This is a genomic window from Kitasatospora sp. NPDC018619, assembly GCF_044391605.1.
Lineage (GTDB): Bacteria > Actinomycetota > Actinomycetes > Streptomycetales > Streptomycetaceae > Kitasatospora.
Genome location: NZ_JBISAI010000009.1, coordinates 65,210 through 89,834, shown reverse-complemented (window position 1 = coordinate 89,834; position 24,625 = coordinate 65,210). Strand labels below are relative to the sequence as shown.

Below are 24,625 nucleotides of genomic sequence, written 5' to 3'. Positions count from 1 at the left end.
GGCTGGCTTCTCCGATTCTGTGCTGTTGGTTGACGGTACGTCAGTTCTTGACGGCGCCGGCCGTGATGCCGCCGACGACCTGCTTGCCCAGCAGGGCGAACACCAGCAGCAGCGGTGCCGTCCCGATCAGCGAGCCGGTGAGGATGACGGCCTGGTCGGAGTCGTACGAGCCGCCGCCGAGGCCGGCCAGCGCGACCTGGACGGTGGGGTTGCTCTGGCTCAGCGCGATCATCGGCCAGAAGAAGTCGTTCCAGGACTGCACGAAGACCAGCATGCCGAGCACGGCCATCCCGGGCCGGGCGATCGGCAGCACCACGCTCCACAGGATGCGCAGGCTGCTCGCGCCGTCCACCCGGGCCGCCTCGACCAGTTCGATCGGCAGTGCCTCGGACAGGAACTGGCGCATGAAGAACACCCCGAAGGCGGCCACCAGGTTGGGCAGGATCACCGACTGGAGCTGGTCGGTCCAGTGCAGGTCCGCCATGATCTGGTACAGCGGGATGACGCTCAGCTGGGCGGGCACGGTCATCGTCGCCACCACCAGGCTGAGCAGGGCGTTGCGGCCGCGGAAGGGCAGCTTGGCGAAGGCGAACCCGGCGAGCGTGGCGAACAGCACCGTACTGGCGGTCACGCAGCTCGCCACCACCACCGAGTTGAGCAGCGCCCGGCCCATGTGGACCTGGTTCCAGGCGATGTCGAGGTTGTGCCACAGGTTCCCGCCGGGCAGCAGGGGCGGCGGGGTCTGCGCGATCCGGCCGCCGGAGGTCGAGGCGCCGACCAGCGTCCAGTACAGCGGGAAGAGGGACAGGACGGCGGTGAGGACCAGCACCGCGTACGTGAACGGTCCGGCTCCGGTGAGCCCCCGGGCTCCGGCGCGGCGTCCGAGTCTGACGGCCATCGGTGCTCAACCCCCGTTCCGGGCGCGGCGGATGCGGACCAGGGCGAGGTTGAGCGCGCCGATGGCCAGCAGGATCAGCAGCATCGTCCAGGCCACGGCGGCGGCCCGGCCGAGGTGGAAGGCGTACCAGCCCTGGTCGTACAGGTACAGCCCGAGGGTCTGGTACTGGTGGGCCGAGCCGCCGCTGTGGCCGGTCGCCCCGCCGCCGAACAGCAGGGGCTCGCCGAAGAGCTGGGTGGCGCCGATGCCGGAGACCACGACGGTGAACAGGATGGTGGGCCGGATCGACGGCACCGTGACGTGCCGGAACTGCTGCCAGCGGCCGGCGCCGTCGAGAGCCGCCGCCTCGTACAGGTCGTGCGGGACGGCCTGCATGGCGGCGAGGTAGATCAGGGCGTTGTAGCCCGTCCAGCGCCAGGTGACGATGACGGAGACGGCGATCTGGGAGCTCCAGGTGCCGCCCTCCCAGTCGACGTGGCCCAGGCCCAGCTGCCCCAGCAGCCAGTTGATCATCCCGTAGTCCCGCCCGAACAGCAGCGTGAAGACCAGTGTCGCCGCGGCGATCGAGGTCGCGTAGGGCGCGAGCATCGCGATCCGGAAGAACGCCCGGCCGCGCAGGCGGTAGTTGAGCAGGTGCGCCAGGCCGAGGGCCATCATCAGCTGCGGCACGGTGGAGAGCACGCCGATGGTCAGGGTGTTGCGCAGTGCGTTGCGGAACAGGTCGTCGTGGAACAGCCGGGTGTAGTTGTCGAGCCCGCGCCACTGCATCTGGTCCGAGGTCTGGAGGTCGACGCTGTGCAGCGACACCCAGCCGGTGTAGAGGAGCGGGAACAGGCCGAACGCCAGGAAGCAGAGGAAGAAGGGCGCGACGTACAGGTACGGGGAGGCCTTCACGTCCCACCGGTAGAGCCGGGAGCGCCAGGTGCGCGGTGGGGGAGCGGGGCGGGGCGGGGCGGTGGCCGGGGCGGCCTGGTCGAGCATGCTGGTGGACCTCTCTGGGGAACGGGGCCGTCCGGGCCCGGCCCGGCGGGGCCGGGGCGGACGGCCGGGGCCGACCGTCAGCCGCTGACCTTGTCGTCGATCTCCTTGACCGCGTTGCTCCACGCCTTGGCGGCGTCGCTCTGGTGCTGCTCGATGCTGAGCAGGGCGCCGTTGGTGAGGGTGTCCTTGACCAGGCCGTCCCACTCGCCGATCACGGTCGGCTGGATGGACTGCGCGGTGGCGGCGTAGATCTGGCCGGTGGGGGTGTCACCGAAGAAGTCGAGCTTGGCGTTCTGCACCTGCGGCTGGTTCAGCGCCTTGAGGTTGGAGGGCAGGTTGCCGACCTTGGCGAAGACCTTCGCCTGCTGCTCGGGCGCGGTGAGCCAGGCGGCGAGGGCCGAGGCCTCCTTCTGGTGCTTGCCGGCCTTCGGCACGGTGAGGAAGGAGCCGCCCCAGGAGCCGGCGGCCGGGGCGGTGGCGATGTCCCACTTGCCCTTGTTGGCGCTGCCGGACTTGTCGGCGACGATGGCCGTCATCCAGGACGGGCAGGCGACCGTCGCGAAGCCGGAGTTGGCGAACGCCTGGTTCCAGGGGGTGTCGAACTGCTTGAGGCCGGCGCTGATCCCGGCCTGGATCGCCCCGGTGGACAGCTCCCAGGCGGTCCTGACGCCGGCGCTGTTCTTGTAGTCCAGCTTGCCGCTGCTGTCGTCGTACTGGATGGGGCTGGAGGAGACCACGGCGTTGAACAGGCCGCCGGCGGAGTCGATGAAGAAGGTCCCGGCGGGCGCCTTGGCCTGGTACTGCCTGCCGGTCTCGACGAACTTCGACCAGTCGCCCTGCCAGAGCTTGGCCACCTGCTCGCGCTCGGTGGGCAGCCCGGCCTGCTGGAACAGGTCCTTGCGGTAGCAGATCGCCATCGGGCCGACGTCGGTGCCCAGGCCGATGGTGCGCCCGTCCGGGGCGGTGGCCTGCTGAGACTTCCACGGCAGGAAGTCGGCCTTGGTGACGCCGTCCGCCGTGCCGAGGTCGACGAACTTGGCCGCCTGCTTCTTCACCACCTGGGCGATCCGGCCGACCTCGACCGCCTGGATGTCGTCGAGGCCGCTGCCGGAGGCGAGGTGGGTCTGCAGGGCGGGGTAGTAGTCGGTCTCCTGCTGGACGCTGTGCTCCACGATGGTGACGCCGGGGTGCGCCTGCATGTACTCGTCGTAGAGCCCGGCCTCCTTGTAGCCGAAGGTGCCGTAGTCGCCGACGGTGAGGGTGATGCTGCCGCCGGAGGCCGCGGCGCCGGTCGAGCCGCCGCCGGAGGAGCAGCCGGCGACGAGCAGTGCGCACAGGGCCGCGGTCGCGGTGCTCAGCAACCGAGTGCCCGCCCGGCGGCGGGCGGGGGGTGCGGAGGGCAGGCTGGCGGCTCTGGTGCCGGGGGCGGTGCGGGTGTTCCGCATGGCGGATCTCCTTGTCCGGGGGTGGTCCGTGGCTGCGGCGCGCGCGAGGGGCGGCCGGGGGTGTGCGGAGCTGGGTGGAGCTACGTGGAGCCGGGTGGAGCCGGGTGGAGCCGGGTGGAACGCCGAGTGGGAGCGCTCCCACTGGATGTGGGAAGATTGCTTCGCCGCGCGGGGAGTGTCAAGGGCGTGCCTCGGCTCCGTTACCGGACCGTGTCGTCCGCCGCTTCCCGGCGCGGCTGCCGCCGTCACCGCCGTCCGCCGTCCGCCGGGAGAAGGATCATGAGCAGAGCCGAGCCGCCGCCCGCCGCCCGCCCCACCCTGGAGGCGGTGGCGGCGCGGGCCGGAGTGGGCCGGGGTACGGTCTCCCGGGTCGTCAACGGCTCGCCCAAGGTCAGCGCGAAGGCCCGCGCGGCGGTCGAGCAGGCCATCGCGGAGCTCGGCTACGTCCCCAACCAGGCGGCCCGCTCCCTCGTGACCTCCCGGACCGACGCGGTCGCGCTGGTCATCCCCGAGAACGTCGCGAAGCTGAGCTCCGAGCCCTACTTCGCCGACATCATCACCGGGGTGTCCGCCGAACTCGCCGAGTCCGACCTTCAGTTGCTGCTGGTGCTGGTGCGCGACGAGCACGAGCGGGAACGGCTGACCCGCTACCTCACCGCCCGCCGGGTGGACGGCGTCCTGCTGGTCTCGGTGCACGAGGACGATCCGCTCCCCGAGCTGCTGGAGCGGCTGGAACTGCCCGCCGTGCTGGGCGGCCGACGCTCGGTGCAGGAGCCGCTGAGCTACGTGCACGCCGACAACGCGGGCGGCGCCCGGGCGGCCGTACGGCACCTGCTGGCCCGGGGCAGCACGGCCATCGCGACGGTGACCGGGCCGCTCGACATGGAGGGCGCCGCGGCGCGCCTGGCCGGCTACCGGCAGGCGCTCGCCGAGGCCGGGGTGCCCGTCGACGAAGGGCTGGTCGCCCACGGCGACTTCACCGAGCGCGGCGGGCGCGAGGGCATGCGGGAGCTGCTCGCCCGCCGGCCCGGCCTGGACGCGGTGTTCTGCGCCTCGGACCTGATGGCGGCGGGCGCGCTCCGGGCGCTGCGCGAGGCGGGCCGGCGGGTGCCGCAGGACGTCGCCGTGATCGGCTTCGACGACTCCGTGGTGGCCCGGCACACCGAGCCTCCGCTCACCAGCGTGCGCCAACCGACCGAGGAGATGGGGCGGTTGATGGTCCAGTTGCTGCTCAAGGAGATCGCCGAGCCGGGCCGCTTCCGGCGGCAGCTGGTCCTGCCGACGGAGCTGGTGGTGCGGGAGTCGGCATGACCGGGCCCCGTCCGGCGGGCGCCGCCGGACGGGGCCCGGTCATGCCCTAGAGGCCGGCCAGGTGGGCGCGGTAGCCGGCACCGAAGGCCGTCGGGGTGCCGTCGTAGGAGCTGATCAGGGCCGGGCCGCTGGAGCAGTTCCAGGTGTTCCAGGTCCAGCCGAGGTAGGAGACGCCGTGCCGGTCCAGCCAGGGCAGCAGGGTGTCCAGGTAGCCGTGCGCGCAGTCGTTCTCGCCCAGCTCCCCGGCCACGACGGGCACCCGGGCCGCCAGCGGGGCGATCTGCGCGTCCCAACAGGAGGCGTTGGCACAGGCGTTGAAGTTGTACGAGTGCCAGGACGCGGCCAGGTTGTGCAGGGGGTCGCTCGGCTGGTAGGCGGCCCACTGGCTGAGGTCGTTGGCGTACTCCAGGCCGCCCAGCAGCAGGACGTTGCTCGCGCCGGTCGAGCGCACCGCGTCCACCATCGCCTGCATGCCGGCGACCTGGTACCCGATCCCGGGGCAGCTGCCGCCGTCCCGCCAGCAGGCCCAGCCGCTGGCCGCGCTGCCGGTGGCACGGGACGGGTACGGCTCGTTGAACAGGTCGAGGACGGTCGCGTCGTCGCCCTTGAAGGTCTGCGCCACCGAGGTCCAGAACGGCAGCGCGCCGGCCGCGTCCGGCATGGGCTTCTGGCAGGTCGCGTTCGCGTCGGAGCAGCCGGCCGACGGCCCGGTGTACGCCCCGTCGCTCCAGTGCAGGTCCAGGACGGCCACCAGGCCGTTGCGGTGCAGCAGGTCGACGTAGCCGCGCACCGCGCCGATGTAGGCCGCACCGGCGTAGGCGGGGTCGACGTTGGCGTGGCCGAGCCAGCAGTCCTCGTTGAGCGGCACCCGGACGGCGTTGACGCGCCAGGACTTCATCGCGGCGACGGAGGCCTGGTCGGCCGGGCCGTCGAAGATGCCGTGGCCCTGGACGCACATGAACTCGGCCCCGGAGCGGTTCACCCCGTGGAGGGCGATCGGGGTGCCGTCGGCCGTCGCCAGCGTGGTGCCGGCGACGTGCACGGCGGGGGCGGAGCCGTTCTGCGGGGGAGTGGAGGTCGCCGTGGGGCTCGCGGTGGCGGTGGGGCTCGCCGAGGGGCTCGCCGAAGGACTGGGCGAGGGGCTCGACGGGGACCCGCAGGTGGTGCCGTTGAGGGTGAAGGTGGTGGGGGCGGTGTTGGTGCCGGTGTAGGCGAAGTTGGCGCTGGTGGTGTAGGAGGCGCCGGGGGCGATGGTGGGGGCGTAGGCGGGGTTGGTGACGGTGACGTTTCGTCCGGTCTGGGTCCAGGTGCCGTTCCAGCCGTTCTGGAGGGTCTGGTCGCCGGTGTGGGTGTAGCCGAGGGTCCAGCCGTTGACGGGGGTGGTGCCGGTGTCGGTGATGGTGATGTCGGCGGTGAAGCCGCCGCCCCAGTCGTTGACGGCGTAGCTCACACCGCAGGAGAGGCCGGCGGCGGGGGCCGCCGAGGCGGTGAGGGGGAGCACCGCCAGGGCGGCGCAGGCGGCGGTGGCGGCCGCGAGCGCCGCGGTACGGGGGCGGGCGGCGAGCAGGCGGCTGCTGCGGGCGGGGACGGTGCGCGGAGGGACGGTACGGGGCATGCCGAGCTCCTCGGAGGTGGGGGGCCGGGGCCGCCGACGCGGCCCCGGCCGGGGGGAGGTCAGCTCGCGGTGCAGGTCAGCGACGGAGCGGTGTTGCCGCCCGAGTAGGTCGCCTGGAAACCGAAGCTGGTGGTGGCGTTCGGCGCCAGGGCGCCGTTGAAGGCCTGGCTAGCGGCCGTCACCGCGCTGCCGCTCTGGCTGGTGGTGGCGTTCCAGCTGTTGGTGATCTGCTGGTTGCCACCCCAACTCCAGGTGACCTTCCAGGACTTGGTCGTCGTGCTGCCGGTGTTGGCGACCGTGACGGCGGCCGTGAAGCCGTTGCCCCAGTCGTTGCCGACCGTGTAGGTGGCGGAGCAGCCGCTGCTGCCGCCGCCCGCTGCCGCCGTGGTGGCGGTCACCGCGGCGGAGGCGGGCGAGACGTTCCCGGCCGCGTCCTGCGCCGTGACGGTGTACTGGTAGGAGGTGGCGGGGGAGAGCCCGGAGTCGGTGTAGCTCGTGCCCGTCACGGTCGCGACCTTGGCACCGTTGCGGTGGACCGCGTAGCCGCTCACGCCCGCCGGGCCGGTGGAGGCCGTCCAGCTGAGCGACACGCTGCTGCTGGTGGTACCGGTGACGGCCAGTCCGCTCGGCGCGCTCGGGCCGGTGCTGCCGGAGCCGCCGAACGCCGGGTAGGCGTTCTGCACCAGCTGCCGGAACTGGGTGGCGAACCACTGGCCGGCCGGGACGTTCTCACCGGGGATCGCGTCGGTGGGGTAGGTGTTGCCGTTGCCGTCGCTCTGGGTGCCGTTCGGGTCGCAGTGCGGGTCGCCGTGCGGGTGCGAGGCGGTCGGGTAGTCGCCGTCCGACTCGCCCGGCGGCTTGACCCAGAGGAAGGCGATGATCGGGTTGCCCGCGCCGTACGGCTGGGCCTGCGGACGGGCGCCGATGCCGGCGCCGTTGATGTTGCACCAGCTGCCCCGGAAGTGCTTCTGGTCGACCTTGTTGGCCGCGACGTAGGCGTTCACCGTGCCGGGGGCGGAGTTGAGCGCGGTGGGCCGGGCGGGGCCGCCCCAGCCGTTGCGGGAGGTGTCGACCAGCATGCCGATGGTGCTCGGGAACCCGTTGGACACCAGGGTGGCGTGCATCGCGGTGTCGTAGTGGTACTCGTCGAACGCGGGGTTGTACTGGTAGAAGTCGGCCGACTTGAGCGGCTGGCCGCCGACGGTGAGGTCGGCGTCGGGCAGGAACGGCTCGGAGAGCGGCGTGGTGTTGGCGGTGTCGCTGACGAAGCCGTCGATGCTGGCGAACCCGGCGGTGGTGGCCCGGGCGACCTTGGCGAACTCCTTGCCCGCCGGCTCCATGTTGTTGGACCAGCCCAGCCAGCCCGCGTGGCCGATGTCCAGGTAGTTGTACACGTTGGGGATGGCGTGCAGCTTGTCGAGCGCGTACTCGACGCCCGCCTCGTAGTACGGGGCGGCGGTGGCGCAGGCCGACTTGGACATGTTGGTCACGGTGTTGGGCAGGGAGTCCGGCTCGATGATCGCCGCGATCCGGATCCCGGCGTACTTCGGGTCGCCCAGGACGGCCGCGATCGGGTCGATGTACTGCGTCCGGTACGTCGCCAACCCGTCGGCCGTGGCAGGGAGTTCGCCGTTGGAGGCGAGCGCGGCGCAGTCCCGCCCCGGCAGGTCGTAGACGACGACCTGGAAGACGACCGGGGTGGATCCCTGCTGCTGGGTGAGCGCGTTGTCCAGGTGGGCCCGGAGGCCGAGGTGGGTGGCGTCGCCGGCGATCGCGCCGATGTGGTCCATCCAGACGGCGGTGGGGTTGGCGGCGACCTGGGACTCGAGGGCGCCCAGGGCGCCGCCGTCGGAGGCGGCCTGGGCGTTGACCTTGGCCGTGTAGTCGGGGTTGAGATAGCCGGTCGCACCGGCGAAGGGGTTGGCCACGTGGACGGTGGCCGCGTGCGCGGGGGTGGCGGCGCCGATGCTCGGCAGCAGGCCGGTGGCGCCGAGCAGCGCGGCGGCCGCCGCCGTGCGCAGGCGGCGCAGAACGGTCCGGGGCACCTGCGGCTCCTTTCGGATGGGTGGGGATTCCTGGCGGGATCGCGGAACTCGGGTGGGAACGCGCCCATATGGCGCGCGGCGATCCCTTTCACATCAAGCCAGGGTGTGCGAAAGGCCGTCAATAGCTGCGGGAGCGCTCCCACGAGCCGCTGTAACTTACACGCCGCCGCGCCGGCCCCGCCGGCCCGCCGCCGCCGGGCGACGGGCCCGGCCCCGGTCCGCTACGGGCCAGAGCCCCGGCCCGCTGGTGCGGACCGGGGCTCTGGCCGTGCGCTGCGGCATCGGGGCTCGTGCCCTGGGCGGCGGCGGGGGAGCCGGTTTCCGAAACGCCGACGAAACCTGCCGCCGCCCGGTGGCGCACCCGGGCCGCGCGGGCGGAGGGCTCGACGGCCCCCGCCGCCTCCGGCTCAGCCGCCCGTGCGCGGCGGGGCGGTGCTGCTGCGCTCGACCAGGCTGGTGGCCAGGTCCACCCGGAGCGTGCCGGGCCGCGCCCCGCGGGCCAGGTCGATCACCAGGCGGGTCGCCGTCTCGGCCATCTCGGTCAGCGGCTGGCGCACGGTGGTCAGCGGCGGGCCCACCCAGCGGGCCAGCGGCAGGTCGTCGAAGCCGACCACGCTGAGGTCCTCCGGAATGCGCAGCCCCAGCTCGCGGGCCGCCTCGTACAGGCCCAGCGCCTGGAGGTCGTTCCCGGCGAACACGGCCGTCGGCCGGTCCGGCAGGCCGAGCAGCTCCAGGCCGAGCCGGCGTCCGGACTCGTGGTGGAAGTCGCCCTCGCGGACCAGCCGGGGGTCGTACGGGATCCCCGCCATGTCGAGCGCCGCCCGGTAGCCGTCGGCCCGGGCCCGGCCGCACATCATCCGGGCCGGGCCGCCGATCAGCCCGATCCGGCGGTGGCCGAGGTCCAGCAGGTGCCGGGTGGCGGCGAGGCCGCCGTCCCAGTTGGTGGTGCCGACGGCGGGCACCTCCTGGCCCGGGTCGCCGGCCGGGTCCATCACCACGAAGGGGATGTCCCGGCGGGCCAGTTGCTCGCGCAGCGAGCGGTCCAGGTCGGACAGCACCAGCACCACGCCGGTGGGGCGCCGGGCGAGCACGCCGTCCACCCAGGACTGGCCCGGGCCGTTGCGTTCGGCGGACTCGGAGAGCACGATGCTCAGGCCCTCCTCGCGGACCGCGTTCTCGACGCCGCGGATCACCTCCACCGCCCAGGCGCTCTCCAGCTCGTGGAAGACCAGCTCCAGCAGCGGGCTCGCCTGGCGGTTGCCGCGCCGCCGGTACCCGTGCCGGTGCAGCAGCTCCTCCACCCGCTCCCGGGTGGCCGGGGCGACGTCGGCACGCCCGTTCAGGACTTTCGAAACGGTCGGTGCGGAGACCCCTGCCTCCTGTGCGATCTCGGCGAGCGTGGCCGCTCTGTTCACGGGTTCCTCCTGCACCGCCCCTGCTGGGCGAACTCCGTCGTGGCTGGCTGTCGGGCACGGCCGCGGGCGGTCCGTACGCACGGATGCTAGCCCCCGGGCGGGCCGGGGCCGATCCCGTCCGCGCTCTTGACGGGCGGTCGGCCCGGCCCTAGGTTTCCCACAACATTCGGCAACTTGCTCGAAACATTCGAAGCAGAGGGCAGGATATGCGATCGAGAATCGCCGCGGTCGCCGCGGTCACCGCACTCGTCCTGGGCACGTCCGCCGCCTGCGGCTCCGGCAGTACCCCCGACGCCGGGGACGGGACGATCCACGTGCTGGTCTACGGGGACACCGGCAACAGGGTCGAGAAGCAGATCGTCGAGACCTTCAACAGCACCTCCAAGGTCAAGGCGGTGCTCGACACCGTCCCCGGCGCGGACTACCAGCAGAAGCTCCAGACCGTGATCAACACCCCGCGGGCGCCGGACGTCTTCTTCAACTGGGGCGGCGGCTCCATCCGACCGTTCGTCAAGGCGGGCCTGCTGCTGCCGCTGGACGGCTTCATCGCCAAGGACCCGGGCCTGAAGGACAACTTCCTGCCCTCGGTCTTCAACTCGGCGGTGATCGACGGCAAGGCGTACGGCGTGCCGATGCGCGGCACCCAGCCGGTGCTGCTGTTCCACAACAGGAAGGTGCTCGCGGACGCCGGGATCACCCCGCCGAAGACCTGGGACGACCTGGTCACCGCCGCCAGGGCCCTGAAGGACAGGGGCATCACCCCGATCGCCCTCGGCGGCGGCGACCAGTGGCCCACCCTGATGTGGTTCGAGTACCTCTACGACCGGATCGCCGGCCCCGGCCTGTTCCAGAGGGCGATCGGCGGAGACAAGGAGGTCTGGGCGGGCGAGGACAGCCGCAGGGCGCTGTCCACCCTCAAGCAGCTCGTCGACGCCGGCGCCTTCGGGAGCAACCACGACTCCGTGAAGTTCACCGACGGCGGCTCCCCGGCCCTGGTCGCCAAGGGCAGGGCCGCCTTCGAACTCATGGGCTCCTGGTACTACTCCACGCAGCAGGACGCCGACCCCGACTTCGCCAGGACCGGCCTCGGCTACTCCGCCTTCCCCTCCGTGAGCGGCGGCAAGGGCGACCCGGCCGACATCGTCGGCAACACCAACAACTTCTACTCCGTGCTGAAGAGGACCAGGCACCCGGAGGCCGTCGCGGCCTTCCTCAAGCTGATGTACTCCGACGAGTTCGTGAAGGCCCAGCTGGCCATCGGCAACCTGCCGACCACCACCGGCACCGCCGACTTCCTCGACCTCTCGGCCAGCCCCGGGTACGCCAGGGACCAGTACCGACTGGTCGAGGCCGCCCCCTCGTTCCAGCTCTCCTGGGACCAGGCCTACCCGCCGAGCGCCATCACCCCGCTGCGCACCGCCGTCCAGGAGTTCTTCAGCGGCAGGACCGACGCCGACGGCTTCATCAAGGCCATGCAGGCCTTGCCGGCCTCATGACGCGCCGCACCCGGCCGGGCGCGGAGGCGACCCGCCCGGGCCTGGTCTGGGCGCTCCCCGCCGCGGTGTTCTTCCTGCTGTTCGCGCTCACGCCGCTGCTGCTGGTCGTCGCGCTCTCCTTCACCAGCTGGGACGGCATCGGCGAGCCGCGGTTCAACGGCCTGGCCAACTGGAGCGCCCTGCTCGACGACCCGGTGATGCTCCGCTCCGTCTGGACCACCCTGCTGCTCACCGCCCTCGGCGTGGTGACCCAGACACCGGTCAGCATCCTGATCGGCGTCTGGGCCGCCGGGAAGCAGCGCAACCGGGCCGTGCTCTCGGCGGTCTACTTCGTGCCGCTGCTGCTCTCCGCCACGGCGGTCTCGGTGGTCTGGCGGGCCGTCCTCGACCCCAACTTCGGCGTACCCGCCCAGCTCACCTGGCTGTTCGGCGACGGCAACCTGCTCGGCACCCGGGCCGGGGCGGTCGCGGTGCTGACCTTCGTCGGCGTGTGGCAGTTCACCCCGCTGCACGCGCTGATCTACCAGGGCGGCGCCCGGGCCGTGCCGCAGGTGCTCTACCAGGCCGCGGCCGTCGACGGGGCGGGCAGGGTCCGGCAGTTCTTCCACATCACCCTGCCGCAGCTGCGCAACACCGTGATCACCTCGGTGGTCCTCATGGTCGTCGGCGGGCTGACCACCTTCGACACGGTGCTGATCCTCACCCAGGGCGGCCCCGGCACGGACACCACCGTCACCGCCTACTACATGTACCAGAAGGCCTTCAAGGGCTTCGACTTCGGGACCGGCTCGGCGGTCGCGCTGGTCCTCGTGGTGGTCGCGACCCTGATCTCGCTCGCGGTGGTCCGGATCTCCGGCTACGACCGGATGCGCGGCACGACGGAGGGCCTGTGACGAACCGACGCCCCAACGTCCTGGCCGGGTTCGGCTCCCTGGTGTGGCTGCTGCTCGTCGGCCTGCCGCTGTACGTGCTGCTGACCGCCACCTTCCGCACCCGCGCCGACTACGCCACCGGGGGCCCGCTGAGCCTGCCCGCCCACTGGACCCTGCGGAACTACCTGACCGACCTCTCCGGCGGCTTCGGCCGGGACTTCCTCAACACCCTGACCGTCACCGGCGGCGTGGTCGCCATCGTGCTGCTGGTCGTCCCGCCGCTCTCCTACGCCGTCGTGCGCGCCCGCGGCCGGGCGACCGGCTGGGTGTTCCGGCTGTTCCTGCTCGGGCTGGCGATCCCCGCCCAGGCCGTGATCGTGCCGATGTTCTACGTCATCAGCAAGACCGGACTGTACGACCACCTGATCGGCGTCGTCCTGCCGACCGCGGCCTTCTGCCTGCCGGTCTGCACCCTGGTGCTGACCGGTGCGATGCGCGACATCGGCCCCGAGCTGTACGAGGCGATGGCGGTGGACGGCGCCTCCCCGGCGCGGGTGTTCCGGCAGCTGGTGCTCCCGCTGTCCAGGGGCGGGCTGGCCTCGATCACGGTCTTCGCCGCCCTCCAGGCCTGGAACGGCTTCCTCTTCCCGCTGATCCTCACCCAGTCCGACTCCACCAAGGTCATCACCCTCGGCCTGTACGACTTCCAGACCGAACACGGCGTGGACGTGCCCGGGCTGCTCAGTGCCGTGGTGCTGTCCATGCTCCCCGTCCTCGTCGTCTACCTGTTCGCCCGCCGCGCCCTCGTCCAGGGCCTGACGGGAGTGGGAGGAAAGTGAACGGCCACCACCCCGAGCCCGCGCCCGCGTGGCGCGACACCACGCTCACCCCGGAGGCCAGGGCCGACGCCCTGATCGCCGCGATGACCCTGCGGGAGAAGACCGCCCAGCTCGTCGGCGTCTGGGTCGGCGCCGACCCAGACGGCGCCGAAGTCGCCCCGCACCAGCACGAGATGGAGCCGCCACCCGACCTCGGAACCCTCCTGCCGTACGGGCTCGGCCAGTTGACCCGGCCGTTCGGCACCGCCCCGGTCGATCCGGCGCTCGGCGCGCTCTCACTGCTGCGCACCCAGCAGCGGATCGTCGCCGCCAACCGCTTCGGCATCCCGGCCCTCGCCCACGAGGAGTGCCTGGCCGGCTTCGCCGCCTGGGGCGCCACGGCCTACCCCGTGCCGCTGTCCTGGGGCGCCGCCTTCAACCCGGAGCTCGTCCGGGCGATGGCCGCCGCCATCGGCCGCGACCTGCGGGCCGTCGGGGTGCACCAGGGCCTCGCGCCGGTGCTCGACGTCGTCCGCGACGCCCGCTGGGGGCGGGTGGAGGAGACCATCGGCGAGGACCCGTACCTGGTCGGTACCATCGCCACCGCCTACGTCCAGGGGCTGGAGTCGGCCGGCGTCGTCGCCACCCTCAAGCACTTCGCCGGGTACTCCGCCTCCCGCGCCGGGCGCAACCTCGCCCCCGTCTCGATGGGCCCGCGCGAGCGCGCCGACGTCATCCTGCCGCCCTTCGAGATGGCCGTCCGCGAGGGCCGGCCCCGTTCGGTCATGCCCGCCTACACCGACACCGACGGCCTGCCCTCCGCCGCCGACCGGGCCCTGCTCACCGAACTGCTCCGGGACGCCTGGGGGTTCACCGGCACGGTCGTCGCCGACTACTTCGCCATCGCCTTCCTCGCGACCCTGCACGGCGTGGCCGAGGACCGCTCCGAGGCCGCCGCCCTGGCCCTGGCCGGCGGGGTCGACGTCGAGCTGCCGACCGTCGACGCCTTCGGGCAGCCGCTGTTCGACGCGGTCGTCCGGGACGCCGTCCCGGAGCGGCTGGTCGACCGGGCGCTGCGCCGCGTCCTCGTCCAGAAGGTCCGGCTCGGGCTGCTGGACGCCGACTGGAGCCCGGTGCCGCAGGCCCTGGCCGGCGCCGACCTGGGCGAACCGGAGGCGCTGCGCGGCCTGGTCGACCTGGACCGGCCCGCCAACCGCGCGCTGGCCGCGGAGCTCGCCGAGCAGGCCGTGGTGCTGCTGCGCAACGACGGCCTGCTGCCGCTGCGCGGCCCCGCCCGGATCGCGCTGATCGGGCCGAACGCCGAGGAACCCACCGCGGTGCTCGGCTGCTACTCCTTCCCGGTGCACGTCGGCGGACAGTACCCGGGGACGCCCCTCGGCATCGAACTGCCCACGCTGCGCGAGGCGTTGGCGGCCGAATTCGCCGACAGCGAGCTGTGCACCGTGCGCGGGGTGACGGTCGACGGGGTGACGGCAGACGGGGGGACGGCCGAAGGGGAGGAGGCCGAGGGGATCGCCGAGGCGGTGTCCGCGGCCCGCCGGGCCGACGTGGTGGTGCTCGCGCTCGGCGACCGGGCCGGGCTGTTCGGGCGCGGCACCAGTGGTGAGGGCTGCGATGCCGTCTCGCTCGAACTTCCGGGAAGGCAGCGGCAGTTGCTGGAAGCCGTGCTGGACGCCGGCACACCCGTGGTGGTCACCCTGCTGGCCGGCCGGCCGTACGCGCTCGGGCGGGCCGTCACCGAGGCGGCCGGGATCGTCCAGTGCTTCTTCCCCGGCGAGGCCGGGACGGTGGCGCTCGCGGGCGTGCTCAGCGGGCGGGTCAACCCGTCCGGGCGGCTGCCCGTCTCCGTCCCCGCCCACCGCGGGGTCCAGCCCTCCACCTACCTGGGCGCGCGGCTGGCCCAGGCCGGCGAGGCCTCCAGCACCGACCCGACGCCCGCGTTCGGCTTCGGACACGGGCTCGGCTACAGCGAGTTCACCTGGTCCGGCCTGGAGGTGCGGACCGCCGAGACCGGCACCGACGGCGCGTTCCGGCTCGCCTTCCGGCTCCGCAACACCGGCGGCCGGGCGGGCACCGAGGTGGTGCAGCTGTACCTCCACGACCCGGTCGCGAGCGTCGTCCAGCCGGTGCAGCGGCTGATCGGCTACCGCCGGATCCCGCTGGACGCCGGCGCGGCCTGCCGGGTCGAGCTGACCGTCCCCGCCGACCTGGCCTCCTTCACCGGCCGCGACGGCCGACGGATCGTCGAACCCGGCGCCCTGGAACTGCGCATCTCCGCCTCCAGCACCGACCCCCGCCTCACCGTGCCGCTGCGCCTCACCGGCCCGGTCCGCCCGCTCGACCACACCCGCGAACTGCACCCGACCGTCACCGTCCACGCCCTCCCGCCGGCCCCCGCGCCGTGACGGAGGACGCCCCACAGGCGGGGACCGCCCTGCTTCGCGCCGGTTCCCACCACCCTGAGCAGCGGCTTCGACGTCGCCGCCGCCGACCGCTGCCTTGGCTGACGCGACCGTCGCCCGGGGCGAGCTTCCGGTCCTGGTCGCCTGCGCCGTCCCCGATCGGGCCGTCCGCGCCGGCCGGTCCGGCGGCGGACCGGGTCCCGGCGCCGACGGTGCCACCCGGACCGTCGCCTTCGCCGGGCAGCAGTGGCATCCGGCCGTCGTCCAGGACGCGCACCCGACTCACCCGTCGGCGGGAGCTGCATGGCTACCGCTCAGGTCGTCGGGACCATGGCCCGGTACCTGGCCGAGGCCGGGGTGAGCGGGGTGCACGCCGGGGCCCTCGGGTCGAGCCGCCGTCGGTACGGCCCGGTCCGCCGCGGGGCGTCAGCGCAGGGCGAGGACCTGGCCGGGCAGGAGCAGGTCGGGGTCGTCGCCGATGGTGTCCTGGTTGAGTGCGTAGAGGGCGGACCAGCCGCCGTGGGTGGCGAAGGCCCGGGCGATGCCGCCGAGGGTGTCGCCGGGCTCCACGGTCCAGCTGTCCGGGCAGTCGCCGTCCTCCGTGCAGAGCGGCGCGGGGGCTTCGGTGTGCGACGGCGGGGTGGCGGAGGTGTGGGGCCGGGTCTGTGCCGGCCGGTGGCCGCGGGCGTGCGCGGCCGGGTGGTCGCCGCCGTGCGCGGCACGGGCCCCGCAGGCCGGCCACGGGGCCAGGCCGCGGCGCTCGGCGAGGTGCTCGGCCACGGCGATCTGCTGTTCGCGGGTCGCCCGGTCCGCGCGCGGTGCGTAGGCGAGGCCGCCGTTCGAACGCCACGTCGCGCTGTCGAACTGGAGCCCTCCGTAGTAGCCGTTCCCGGTGTCGGCGTGCCAGCGCCCTCCACTCTCGCACCTGGCGAGGGCGTCCCAGTCCACTCCCGTCCGGACCCCCGTGCTCACCGCGGCGGCGGACGCCGTCGCCGCGCCGCCGCCGCCGCCGCCGACGACGGCGACGGCGACGGCGAGCAGGGACAGGAGGATGACGACCAGGCGGCGGGCCACACACAGCGGCGACATGAAGGCTCCGTACTCCGGGGACAGGGACCGGGCACCGAAGTGCCCCTCCCACCCATGCACCCGACGGCCCCGACAGCCGCGAACGAAGCGCCGATCTCGTTCGACCGGCGGCGCGACACCACTCGAACGCGCGCCCGGGGCCCGAACCGGCCGCGCGCCCGGGGCGTCGACCGCCGTGGAGCCGGTGCCGGCGCGCGCTTGTGGGCGCGGCGGGGACGGACCGGTGGCGGAGTCTCGTCAACGCCCGGCCACCTACGGGTGTCGCCCGCTGCTCGGCCCCCTGTCGTACGCCGCTGCCGCCGTCGGGCGGTCAGACTGCCGTCCCCGGTTCCCGGACACCCCCTCGGGCACGCCCGGCCGCCCGGAGCAGGCTCGGCGGGAGGTAGGGCGACCGGATGCGGACGGCCCAGCCGCGGCTGCGGCGGGCGTGGCAGGCGAGGCCGAGGACGTGGAGGCTGAGCGCGGCCCCGGGCTCGGTGTCACGGTCGGCGAAGGAGTAGTGGTCGCGGTGGGCTTCCAGGGCGTCCAACAGGGCGAGGTTGAAGCTGGTCTCGTCGCCCCGGACCAGCTGTGAGAAGAGGACGACCGGGGGCGCGAGGAAGCCGTGGCCCCCGGTGCGCTCCAGCTCCTTCAGGGCCCGCTCGGTGGCCGGGAGCGGGTCGGCTCCGCGCAGGTGGTCGTGCAGGGCGGTGCGGTACGAGGCGAACGGGAATCGGTCCTCGACGGCGATCGCCGGACCGGCCAGGACGAGCGGTTCGAGGTCCTCGGGGCTGCCGGTGACCAGGGCGAAGGACAGGGCCGTCTCCCACAAGGCCGGGCCGAAGTAGCTGTCCCGGCGGGCGAGGTAGCGCAGCGTCCGCCCGTCGATCGTCACCTCGGCCTCGGTGCCCGGCTCGGCGAGGGCGGCCCGGAACGCGGCGGCCCCCAGCTGGGAGCCGAGCCGCAGGCCGGCGTGCACGGCCTCGCTGGCGTCGGCGGACTCCGAGGCGTGGGCCGACAGGAGGCGGATCTGGTGCCGCAGGGCCGCCGTGAGCTCCCACGCGTCCTGCGGCTCGCCCTCCTGCGGCGTGATGGCCTCCCGGATGCGCCGCTCGAACGGCTCCGCGCCGTCCGGGCCGAGCGGTCGGGCCGGGCCCGGCCGGTCGAGGTCGACGGGCCCGGCGGCGAGCCGGGCCACGGCGTCGGGGCGCGGGTCGCGGCCCAGTGCCCGAACGCGCGGCCCGGGGGTCTCGAAGCCGGTGACGAGGGCGTGGGGGAGGTAGTCGGTGTCGACTGCCGGAGTCCAGCCGTGGGTGCGGTACGCGAGGGCGGCGAGGGCGATCGGGACGAGCGGCAGGAGGCTCGCCGGCCCGGTGCCGTACGGGCCGTGCTGGAGCAGCGTGAGGAGTGCGGCGTCGAAGGCGTCGCGGTCCCCGTCGGCCAGGGCGCGCAGCGCGCGCAGACCGGGCTGCGGTTCGGTGGAGGCGGCGGGGAGCCCGCTCTCCTCCTCGAAGAAGTGGGCGAGGAAGCCGTCGACGAGTTCGAGGTCGGGGGTGAGCGGCTCGGCCGGCATCAACTGCCGTGCCCAGCCGAAGGCCTCGCCGTGCGTGGGGACCTTGTCGGCGAGGATCGCCAGACAGAAGGCGTCGAGCCACTCACGGGCGGTGACCCGGTGGCGGGGATCGCGTTCCCGCCCGTGCTCGGCGTCGTAACCCATCCCGAAGTTCGGGTAGTCGAGGAAGACGCTGAAGCTGTCGCGAGGGTAGTAGGCGGCGAAGGAGACGGCGCCGGCGGCAGCCTCGGCGGCGTCCTTGAGGACGGCCTTGGCCTCGGCGGAGTCCAGGTCGGGCCGGATGGTGGAGAGGGCGCCGAGGTGGTCGAGGAAGGAGTCGGCGATCAGCTGCCACTCGGCCGTGGTCATCAGGCCGGCCCGGGAGTAGGAGTGGACCTGCCTCCCGATCCGGTTCGCGAAGTCCTCGCGGGCCTGCGCCACCCGCTCCCGGTCCACCTGGTGACGTTCGATCCGCACGGTCCAGCCCCCTTGATCATCGACTTGGACCCAGGGTAGACAACGGGTCGGACAGTGCGGTCCGCCGGGAGGCGCGGTACCTCTCCGGATGCTCCGGGACCCCCGACAGCCCAGGACGGAGCTGGGCAGGAAGCCGCCGGCGCCGACCGGTGCCCGCGGACGGGCCCTACCGGTGGGGCGGGGGCGGGAGGGTGTCGGTGCCCGGCGCCGGCTGCGGCCAGACCAGCAGCACCGGGCAGGGGGCGTGGTCGACGACGAAGCGGGCGGCGGGCCCGAGGCTGTGGGGCCCGAGCCGGGTGCGGTCGCCGTCACGGGCCAGGACGAGCAGGTCGGCCCCCTCCGCCGCGGCGACGACCTCGCGCTCGGTGCGGCCGCTGCGCTCCAGGCGGGTGCAGGGCCGCCCCAGCCGCTCGGCCGCCGCGTCCAGGAGGTGCCGCGCCGAGGCGGCGGCCAGGCCCTCCAGCCGGGTGCCGGGGTCGCGCTCGGGGTGCCCGCGCCCGAGCAGCCCGGCGAAGGCGCCGTGTGCCGCGCCGGGCACCTCCCGCCCGCTGACGTGGAGCAGCACGATCCCGGCGTCCTTCGGCGCGAGCGCGCGGGCGGCGTCGACGCAGGCGGGCCAGGTGCCTTCGGTGATCCAGACGACGACGGTCACGGTTGTCAGCCTCCGATGATCTGCAGGGCCCCCCACAGTGCCACCACGGCCAGCAGCAGGGCGGCGGGCACGACGAGGAGTCCGAGCCGGGTGAACTCGCCCAGGCCGATGTCGGTGTCGTGCTCGCGGACGATGCGCCGCCACAGCAGCGTGGCCAGGGATCCTGCGTAGGTGAGGTTGGGGCCGATGTTCACCCCGAGCAGCACGGCCAGCACCGCGCCGGCACCGGACGGCGCGGCCAGCGGCAGCAGCACGAGGGTGGCCGGCAGGTTGTTGATGACGTTCGCCAGCACCGCCGCCAGTGCTGCCGTGCCCAGCAGCGCGGGCAGCGCGGTGCCCTGCGGGACGAGGTGTCCGAGCGCCGCGGCCAGTCCGTTGTCCACGACGGCGCGGACCACCACGCCGAGCGCCAGCACGAAGGCCAGGAACGGCACGGCGGCCGCGCGCACGACCGCGACCGGGGTGGTGCGCCGCCGGAGCAGGGCGCGGACGGCGAGTACGAGCGCCCCGGCCAGGGCCGCCCACGCGGGATCGATCCCGAGCACGGAGGTGAGGACGAACCCGCCGAGCGTGCCGGCGACGGTGACGAGGGCGAACAGCGGCATCTCCGGCGGCGCCGGGTCGGCCGGGGCCGGGGCGCCCGCGTCCAGCTCGGTGGCGAAGAACCGGCGCAGCACCGCGTACTCGACGGCGATGGCCGCCAGCCACGGCAGTGCCATCAGGGCGGCGAACCGGGTGAAGCTCAGTCCGCTGGCGGCGAAGGCCAGCAGGTTGGTCAGGTTGGAGACCGGCAGCAGGAGCGAGGCCGTGTTCGACAGGTGGGTGCAGGCGTAGACGTGCGGCTTGGGCCGGGCGCCGAGCCGCGCCGCGGTGGCGAAGACCACCGGGGTCAGGAGCACCACGGTGGCGTCCAGGCTGAGGACGGCCGTGATCACCGAGGCGGCCACGAACACCTGCGCCAGCAGCCGGCGCGGCCGCCCGGCGGCGGTGCGGGCCATCCAGGCGCCGCAGGCGTGGAACAGGCCCTCGTCGTCGCAGAGCTGGGCGAGCACCAGCACGGCCGCCAGGAAGCCGACCACCGGCCCGAGCCGCTGCACCTCGGCCAGGGCGTCCGCCGGGGGGATCGCGCCGACCGCGATCACCAGCCCGGCCGTCGGTACGGCGACCACCGCCTCCGGCCAGCCCCACGGCCGTACCACCGCGCAGACCAGGACCAGCACCAGGAGGCCGACGGACAGGGCCTCGGCGAATGACGAACTCAGGGTCTGCTCCTCGCGGGTGACGGTGCCGGCGCACCGGATCGGGGACCGGATGCGCCAGGCCGCGGCAGGTCGGCGGGGCCGACGGTACACGCTCGTCACCTGGCAGGTGCAAGGTACCAGTGGCCCCGCGGGGCACGGCGGCGCGGCGGCCTGGTCACCGCTGGACCTCGGCCCGCGCCCTCTCGTCCGGCGTGCCGATGTCCCAGAAGCGGATGGTGCCGCGCGCCCCGGCGTAGGCGCCCGTACCGCCGGTGACGGCCATGTCGAGCGGGGCGCCCGATCCCTTCGTCCAGAGCGACTGCACCGTCAGGGAGCCGCCCTCGACTTCCACGGTGAGCAGGCACTGCGCCGTGATCCCTCCCTCGACGACCTGAACGAGCTGGCACGACCCGCCCCCGTGCCCGACGCTGCGGCCGTCCTGGACGGTGGTGCCGGAGTAGACGTCCAGATCACCCAGGCTCGGGCCCGCCGGGCCGAGGTCCACAGCCTCGTACTGGTCGTTCCGGACCTTGAGGTCGAGGACCTCGACGCGGCCCCGGCGCGGGGTCTCGGCGTCCGCGCTGCCCACGGCGGCGACCCCGATCGCGGCCGCGGCCAGCGAGGCGGCCAGCAGCCTCCCGACCGTCACGTGCCGGCCGCTCTTTCCCCTGGTGACCATGGTGGACCCCCTCCGTCGTGCACTCGGTGCGTCAACTGCCCCGACGCTACGACCTGCGGGCCGGTCCCTTCCAAGACCGATATCGCTATCGTTCCATGCCCCCGCGGACATGACCGACCCGTCCCGGTCGGCCACGGGGCCCGAGATCCTGCTACGTCTCGGCTCGATCTCCGACACCCGGAAGGCGCGGCCCGGGGCCACCGGCCGTCGGATCCGGCCGGGACGCCGCCCGGCGCTCGCGTCGGGCCCGCCGCCCGTCGCGCGTCCTGGCAGGGTGGTCGGCCACGGCGGGAAGTGCGATCTCACGTTTCGCGGGCGGCGACCGTCTACCGGGTGGAAAGAGACGAGAGGAGACGGAGATGGGCACCCGACACGTCGTGACCGAGACGTACCTCGGGCCGATCGATCGTCGCCAGGGACGGGACGATCACCGGTCGGTACTTCCGGCAGCACGCCCGCCGGCCCGCGCAGGAGGCGCTCGGCCCCGAGACCGGCGACTCGACGGACCCGCTGCTGGGCGAGGCGGTGCGCCGGCTGTGCGACTACCTCGCCGGGCGGCGCAGGCAGTCCGCCCTTCCGCTCGCGGCCGGGGGCGACGCGTTCCAGCACTCCCTCCGGGACACCGTGAAGAGCATCCAGTGCGGGGACACGACCATCAACGGCCGGATCGCCGAGCAGGTCGGCGACCGCGCCCTCGCGCAGCGGGTCGGACAGGCCGTGGGTGCGAACCCGCTGTGCGTCTTCGTCCCGTGCCACCGCGTCGTCGGCTCCACCGGAGCCCTGACCGGGTACGCCGGCGGGCTGAAGCGCAAGCAGGCGCTGCTGGAGTTCGAAGAGCCGCTCGCGGCCGACGCCGGGCGGTTGTTCTGACCGGGCGCCCCGCGTTCGCCACCGCACGTACGTCTTCCATGGGATGGACATGAAACAACCGTTCGAGAGCGTGGTCGCGCAGCACGGCGCGACCGTGCTGCGCGTGTGCCGGGTCGTCCTCGGCCCGCATGACGCGGATGACGCGTGGTCGGAGACCTTCCTGTCCGCCCTGCGCGCCTACCCCGAGCTGCCGGAGACGGCGAACGTGGAGGCGTGGCTGGTGACGATCGCGCACCGCAAGGCGATCGACGTGCTGCGGGCTGCGAAGCGGAACCCCCTGCCGGTCGACGAGGTGCCGGAGGCGCCGGCGGGGCAGGGCGTCGCGGACGGCGAGGCCGCCGGCCTCTGGGCCGCGGTGAAGGACCTGCCGCCGAAGCAGCGCCAGGCCGTCGCGTACCGGTACGTGGCCGGGCTGGCGTACGCGGAGATCGCGGAGATCCTCGGCGGCAGCGTCGAGGCGGCCCGCAGGGCGGCCGCGGACGGGCTGAAGAACCTCCGGAGACACTACCCGGGCGCGATCATGAAAGGAGCACGCTCGTGAGCGACCCGCACACCGATGACGACACGGCCGTCCTGCTGTCGACACCCGTGGACGCCGCCACCCTGAGCCGCCTCCACCGCCGTCTGGAGCAGGCCGCGGAGCAGGCCGGCCTGGTCGACGTCGCCTACACGACCGTCGACTCGCCCGTCGGCAGGCTGCTGCTCGCCGCCACCCCGAAGGGGCTGGTCCGGGTGGCGTACGCCGGCGAGGACCACGACCGGGTGCTGGAAGCCCTCGGCCACAAGCTCAGCCCGCGGATCCTGCGCGCCCCGAAGCGGCTGGAGGAGGCGGCCCGCGAGATCGACGAGTACTTCGCCGGACGCCGCCGGGCCTTCGACCTGACGCTCGACCTCTCCCTGTCACGCGGGTTCCGGCGCCTGGTGCAGACGCACCTGCCCGAAATCGGGTACGGCCAGACCCGCAGCTACCGCGAGATGGCCGAGCTCGTCGGCAACCCCAAGGCCGTCCGGGCGGTGGGCACCGCCTGCGCGACCAACCCGCTGCCGATCGTCGTCCCCTGCCACCGCGTGCTGCGCACCGACGGCACCCTCGGCGGCTACATCGGCGGGCTCGACGCCAAGACCGCGCTCCTGGACCTGGAGGCCGCGGCATGAGCACCACCCGGGCGGCCGCGAGGGCCGCCACGGAGGCGGCCGGGCAGCAGCAGGCGGACCGGTGGCACCGCCGGGTCGAGTCCGGCGACTGGGAGGCGATCACGGCGGAGGTCGACGAGTACGGCGGCGCGCTGCTGCCGCAGCTGCTGACCTCCGAGGAGGCCGCGGAGCTCAGGGGACTGTACGAGCAGGACGGCCTGTTCCGGAGCACCGTCGACATGGGCCGCCACCGCTTCGGCGCGGGCCAGTACCGGTACTTCGACACGCCGTACCCGGAGCCGGTCGAGCGGCTCAAGCAGGCGCTGTACCCGAAGCTGCTGCCCATCGCCCGCGACTGGTGGACCAGACTCGGCCGGCCGGCCCCGTGGCCGGACTCGTTCGACGAGTGGCTGCGGATGTGCCACGACGCCGGCCAGACGAAGTCCACCGCGATCCTGCTCCGCTACCGGGAGAAGGACTGGAACGCGCTGCACCGCGACCTGTACGGCGACCTCGTGTTCCCGCTCCAGGTCGTGATCAACCTCAACGAGCCCGGTGTGGACCACACCGGCGGCGAGTTCCTGCTCCTGGAACAGCGCCCGCGCGCCCAGTCCCGGGGCACGTCCACCCTGGTGCCGCACGGCCACGGGTACCTGTTCACCACCCGCGACCGGCCCGTCAGGTCCGCCCGCGGGTGGTCCGCGGCGCCGGTTCGCCACGGCGTGTCCGCCATCCGGTCCGGCGAACGCCACACCCTTGCCCTGGTCTTCCACGACGCGGCGTGAGCGAAGCGACGAACGGCACGGTGAGCGGGGCGACGAGTGACGCGACGGGCAGCGCGGTGAACGCCTACGCCCTTCCGGGCCCCGACGGACGGTTTGACTGCCCGTCCGCGTTGCGGGCCGTCGCCCGCGGCGGCCACGTGAGGCAGCGGGTCTTCTTCGCCGACGAGGCCACGGCGCTCGCCGCCGGGTACCGCCCCTGCGCCGCCTGCGGCAAGGACCGCTACCAGCGGTGGAGGACCGCCCGAGAGAACGGCCGATCATGAACCCCTTGACCAGCCCCCTGCTGACGGGGCCCACGAGCCACCACGCGGACCTGACGGCCACGGCCGCCGAGGTCGAGGCCCTCGTCCGCCTGGCCCGGGACCGCCGGGCCGACACCATCGCGATCGGCTCCGGCCGCACCCCGCACGCGCGGCAGACCGCGCGCCTGGTCGAAGCGGCCTGGGAGCGCGCGGGAGGCACGACCCTCGCCACCGTCACCTGGCCGGAGACCGGGGCCTCCTGGCTGCGCCACGCGACACGGTTCGCCGACGCGGCCCCCGACCTCTGGGTGATGACCGGCCCGGCGACCGGCTGGGCGCAGATGACCCGGCGGCTGCTGTGGTCGACCCGGTGGCGCCCTGGACGCACCCTGGCGACCGCCGGGATCGGCGATCCGCGCACGCTCGCGCTCGTCGGCCAGGTCAGTCTGAACGGCCTGGCCGGCGCGACCGCCCACGGCACCACCTGGCTCGTCGAGGACGACTCCCTCCGGTGCCCCGCCCGTCCAAAGGACAGGCCGTGACCGATCTGTCGTCGGGCACCGCCCCAACCGAGCGCCGATTCCCGGCCGTTGGGTCGAGGGGGCC

General features: G+C 73.9%; 22 protein-coding genes. 11 read left to right on the top strand and 11 right to left on the bottom strand.

Going from position 1 to position 24,625, the window contains the following annotated elements; translation table 11 throughout:
- Positions 1-40: 40 nt before the first annotated feature.
- The 3 genes from ACH5AR_RS16260 to ACH5AR_RS16250 all read right to left on the bottom strand — a co-directional run bounded on the left by ACH5AR_RS16260 (position 41) and on the right by ACH5AR_RS16250 (position 3,324).
- Entirely contained in the window at positions 41-898 is an 858-nt protein-coding gene (locus ACH5AR_RS16260; protein ID WP_396302058.1) for a carbohydrate ABC transporter permease, read from the bottom strand.
- Positions 899-904: 6 nt separating this feature from the next.
- Positions 905-1,879, bottom strand: coding sequence for a carbohydrate ABC transporter permease (locus ACH5AR_RS16255; RefSeq protein WP_396302057.1), 975 nt, complete (start codon positions 1,877-1,879; stop codon positions 905-907).
- A gap of 77 nt (positions 1,880-1,956) precedes the next feature.
- A complete protein-coding gene (locus ACH5AR_RS16250) occupies positions 1,957-3,324 on the bottom strand; it encodes an extracellular solute-binding protein (RefSeq protein ID WP_396302056.1) in 1,368 nt (455 codons plus the stop codon).
- A gap of 279 nt (positions 3,325-3,603) precedes the next feature.
- On the opposite strand from ACH5AR_RS16250, the gene ACH5AR_RS16245 reads away from it, so the two are divergent.
- On the top strand, positions 3,604-4,635 hold the full coding sequence (locus ACH5AR_RS16245) for a LacI family DNA-binding transcriptional regulator (RefSeq protein WP_396302055.1): 1,032 nt from the start codon (positions 3,604-3,606) through the stop codon (positions 4,633-4,635).
- 46 nt (positions 4,636-4,681) lie between these two features.
- Here the strand turns inward: ACH5AR_RS16245 and ACH5AR_RS16240 are convergent, their stop codons facing one another.
- The 3 genes from ACH5AR_RS16240 to ACH5AR_RS16230 form a co-directional block, all read right to left on the bottom strand.
- A complete protein-coding gene (locus tag ACH5AR_RS16240) occupies positions 4,682-6,250 on the bottom strand; it encodes a cellulase family glycosylhydrolase (RefSeq protein WP_396302054.1) in 1,569 nt (522 codons plus the stop codon).
- Positions 6,251-6,309: 59 nt separating this feature from the next.
- Positions 6,310-8,295: a glycoside hydrolase family 6 protein gene (locus tag ACH5AR_RS16235; RefSeq protein ID WP_396302053.1), complete on the bottom strand. Its 1,986-nt coding sequence runs from the start codon at positions 8,293-8,295 to the stop codon at positions 6,310-6,312.
- A 407-nt stretch (positions 8,296-8,702) separates the two neighbouring features.
- Complete coding sequence (locus tag ACH5AR_RS16230; RefSeq protein ID WP_396302052.1) at positions 8,703-9,710, bottom strand: LacI family DNA-binding transcriptional regulator; 1,008 nt, start codon at positions 9,708-9,710, stop codon at positions 8,703-8,705.
- 206 nt (positions 9,711-9,916) lie between these two features.
- On the opposite strand from ACH5AR_RS16230, the gene ACH5AR_RS16225 reads away from it, so the two are divergent.
- From ACH5AR_RS16225 to ACH5AR_RS16210, 4 genes are all read left to right on the top strand, one after another.
- Complete coding sequence (locus tag ACH5AR_RS16225) at positions 9,917-11,206, top strand: ABC transporter substrate-binding protein (RefSeq protein WP_396302051.1); 1,290 nt, start codon at positions 9,917-9,919, stop codon at positions 11,204-11,206.
- Positions 11,203-12,099: a carbohydrate ABC transporter permease gene (locus tag ACH5AR_RS16220; protein ID WP_396302050.1), complete on the top strand. Its 897-nt coding sequence runs from the start codon at positions 11,203-11,205 to the stop codon at positions 12,097-12,099. The genes ACH5AR_RS16225 and ACH5AR_RS16220 overlap by 4 nt, the downstream gene beginning before the upstream one ends.
- Positions 12,096-12,917: a carbohydrate ABC transporter permease gene (locus ACH5AR_RS16215; protein WP_396302049.1), complete on the top strand. Its 822-nt coding sequence runs from the start codon at positions 12,096-12,098 to the stop codon at positions 12,915-12,917. The genes ACH5AR_RS16220 and ACH5AR_RS16215 overlap by 4 nt, the downstream gene beginning before the upstream one ends.
- 83 nt (positions 12,918-13,000) lie before the next feature.
- The gene (locus tag ACH5AR_RS16210) at positions 13,001-15,322 is read left to right on the top strand and encodes a beta-glucosidase (RefSeq protein ID WP_396302265.1); all 2,322 of its coding nucleotides are present in this window, start codon (positions 13,001-13,003) and stop codon (positions 15,320-15,322) included.
- 423 nt (positions 15,323-15,745) lie between these two features.
- On the opposite strand, the gene ACH5AR_RS16205 is transcribed toward ACH5AR_RS16210, so the two are convergent.
- The 5 genes from ACH5AR_RS16205 to ACH5AR_RS16185 form a co-directional block, all read right to left on the bottom strand.
- Complete coding sequence (locus ACH5AR_RS16205) at positions 15,746-16,408, bottom strand: transglycosylase family protein (protein ID WP_396302048.1); 663 nt, start codon at positions 16,406-16,408, stop codon at positions 15,746-15,748.
- A 310-nt stretch (positions 16,409-16,718) separates the two neighbouring features.
- On the bottom strand, positions 16,719-18,416 hold the full coding sequence (locus tag ACH5AR_RS16200) for an immunity 49 family protein (protein ID WP_396302047.1): 1,698 nt from the start codon (positions 18,414-18,416) through the stop codon (positions 16,719-16,721).
- 166 nt (positions 18,417-18,582) lie between these two features.
- Entirely contained in the window at positions 18,583-19,068 is a 486-nt protein-coding gene (locus ACH5AR_RS16195; RefSeq protein ID WP_396302046.1) for a universal stress protein, read from the bottom strand.
- Between the two features lie 5 nt (positions 19,069-19,073).
- Positions 19,074-20,330 carry an SLC13 family permease gene (locus ACH5AR_RS16190; protein WP_396302264.1) on the bottom strand — a complete coding sequence of 419 codons (1,257 nt, stop codon included), beginning with the start codon at positions 20,328-20,330 and terminating at the stop codon, positions 19,074-19,076.
- 154 nt (positions 20,331-20,484) lie between these two features.
- Entirely contained in the window at positions 20,485-20,988 is a 504-nt protein-coding gene (locus ACH5AR_RS16185; protein ID WP_396302045.1) for a hypothetical protein, read from the bottom strand.
- A gap of 525 nt (positions 20,989-21,513) precedes the next feature.
- Here ACH5AR_RS16185 and ACH5AR_RS16180 point away from each other — a divergent pair.
- The 6 genes from ACH5AR_RS16180 to ACH5AR_RS16155 are packed head-to-tail and all read left to right on the top strand — an operon-like array spanning position 21,514 to position 24,561.
- Positions 21,514-21,858, top strand: coding sequence for a methylated-DNA--[protein]-cysteine S-methyltransferase (locus ACH5AR_RS16180; protein ID WP_396302044.1), 345 nt, complete (start codon positions 21,514-21,516; stop codon positions 21,856-21,858).
- A 49-nt stretch (positions 21,859-21,907) separates the two neighbouring features.
- A complete protein-coding gene (locus ACH5AR_RS16175) occupies positions 21,908-22,399 on the top strand; it encodes an RNA polymerase sigma factor (protein WP_396302043.1) in 492 nt (163 codons plus the stop codon).
- Positions 22,396-23,013 (top strand): methylated-DNA--[protein]-cysteine S-methyltransferase, encoded by a 618-nt coding sequence (locus ACH5AR_RS16170; RefSeq protein WP_396302042.1) that lies wholly within the window; start codon positions 22,396-22,398, stop codon positions 23,011-23,013. The genes ACH5AR_RS16175 and ACH5AR_RS16170 overlap by 4 nt, the downstream gene beginning before the upstream one ends.
- A complete protein-coding gene (locus ACH5AR_RS16165; RefSeq protein WP_396302041.1) occupies positions 23,010-23,777 on the top strand; it encodes a 2OG-Fe(II) oxygenase in 768 nt (255 codons plus the stop codon). The genes ACH5AR_RS16170 and ACH5AR_RS16165 overlap by 4 nt, the downstream gene beginning before the upstream one ends.
- On the top strand, positions 23,774-24,040 hold the full coding sequence (locus ACH5AR_RS16160) for a hypothetical protein (RefSeq protein ID WP_396302040.1): 267 nt from the start codon (positions 23,774-23,776) through the stop codon (positions 24,038-24,040). The genes ACH5AR_RS16165 and ACH5AR_RS16160 overlap by 4 nt, the downstream gene beginning before the upstream one ends.
- 5 nt (positions 24,041-24,045) lie before the next feature.
- Complete coding sequence (locus ACH5AR_RS16155; RefSeq protein ID WP_396302039.1) at positions 24,046-24,561, top strand: hypothetical protein; 516 nt, start codon at positions 24,046-24,048, stop codon at positions 24,559-24,561.
- Positions 24,562-24,625 lie beyond the last annotated feature (64 nt).

Coding starts and splice junctions, on each gene's coding strand:
- ACH5AR_RS16260 (WP_396302058.1), bottom strand. CDS start 898: ATGGCCGTCAGACTCGGACGCCGCGCCGGAGCCCGGGGGCTCACCGGA.
- ACH5AR_RS16255 (WP_396302057.1), bottom strand. CDS start 1,879: ATGCTCGACCAGGCCGCCCCGGCCACCGCCCCGCCCCGCCCCGCTCCC.
- ACH5AR_RS16250 (WP_396302056.1), bottom strand. CDS start 3,324: ATGCGGAACACCCGCACCGCCCCCGGCACCAGAGCCGCCAGCCTGCCC.
- ACH5AR_RS16245 (WP_396302055.1), top strand. CDS start 3,604: ATGAGCAGAGCCGAGCCGCCGCCCGCCGCCCGCCCCACCCTGGAGGCG.
- ACH5AR_RS16240 (WP_396302054.1), bottom strand. CDS start 6,250: ATGCCCCGTACCGTCCCTCCGCGCACCGTCCCCGCCCGCAGCAGCCGC.
- ACH5AR_RS16225 (WP_396302051.1), top strand. CDS start 9,917: ATGCGATCGAGAATCGCCGCGGTCGCCGCGGTCACCGCACTCGTCCTG.
- ACH5AR_RS16220 (WP_396302050.1), top strand. CDS start 11,203: ATGACGCGCCGCACCCGGCCGGGCGCGGAGGCGACCCGCCCGGGCCTG.
- ACH5AR_RS16210 (WP_396302265.1), top strand. CDS start 13,001: ATGACCCTGCGGGAGAAGACCGCCCAGCTCGTCGGCGTCTGGGTCGGC.
- ACH5AR_RS16205 (WP_396302048.1), bottom strand. CDS start 16,408: ATGTCGCCGCTGTGTGTGGCCCGCCGCCTGGTCGTCATCCTCCTGTCC.
- ACH5AR_RS16185 (WP_396302045.1), bottom strand. CDS start 20,988: ATGGTCACCAGGGGAAAGAGCGGCCGGCACGTGACGGTCGGGAGGCTG.
- ACH5AR_RS16175 (WP_396302043.1), top strand. CDS start 21,908: ATGAAACAACCGTTCGAGAGCGTGGTCGCGCAGCACGGCGCGACCGTG.
- ACH5AR_RS16165 (WP_396302041.1), top strand. CDS start 23,010: ATGAGCACCACCCGGGCGGCCGCGAGGGCCGCCACGGAGGCGGCCGGG.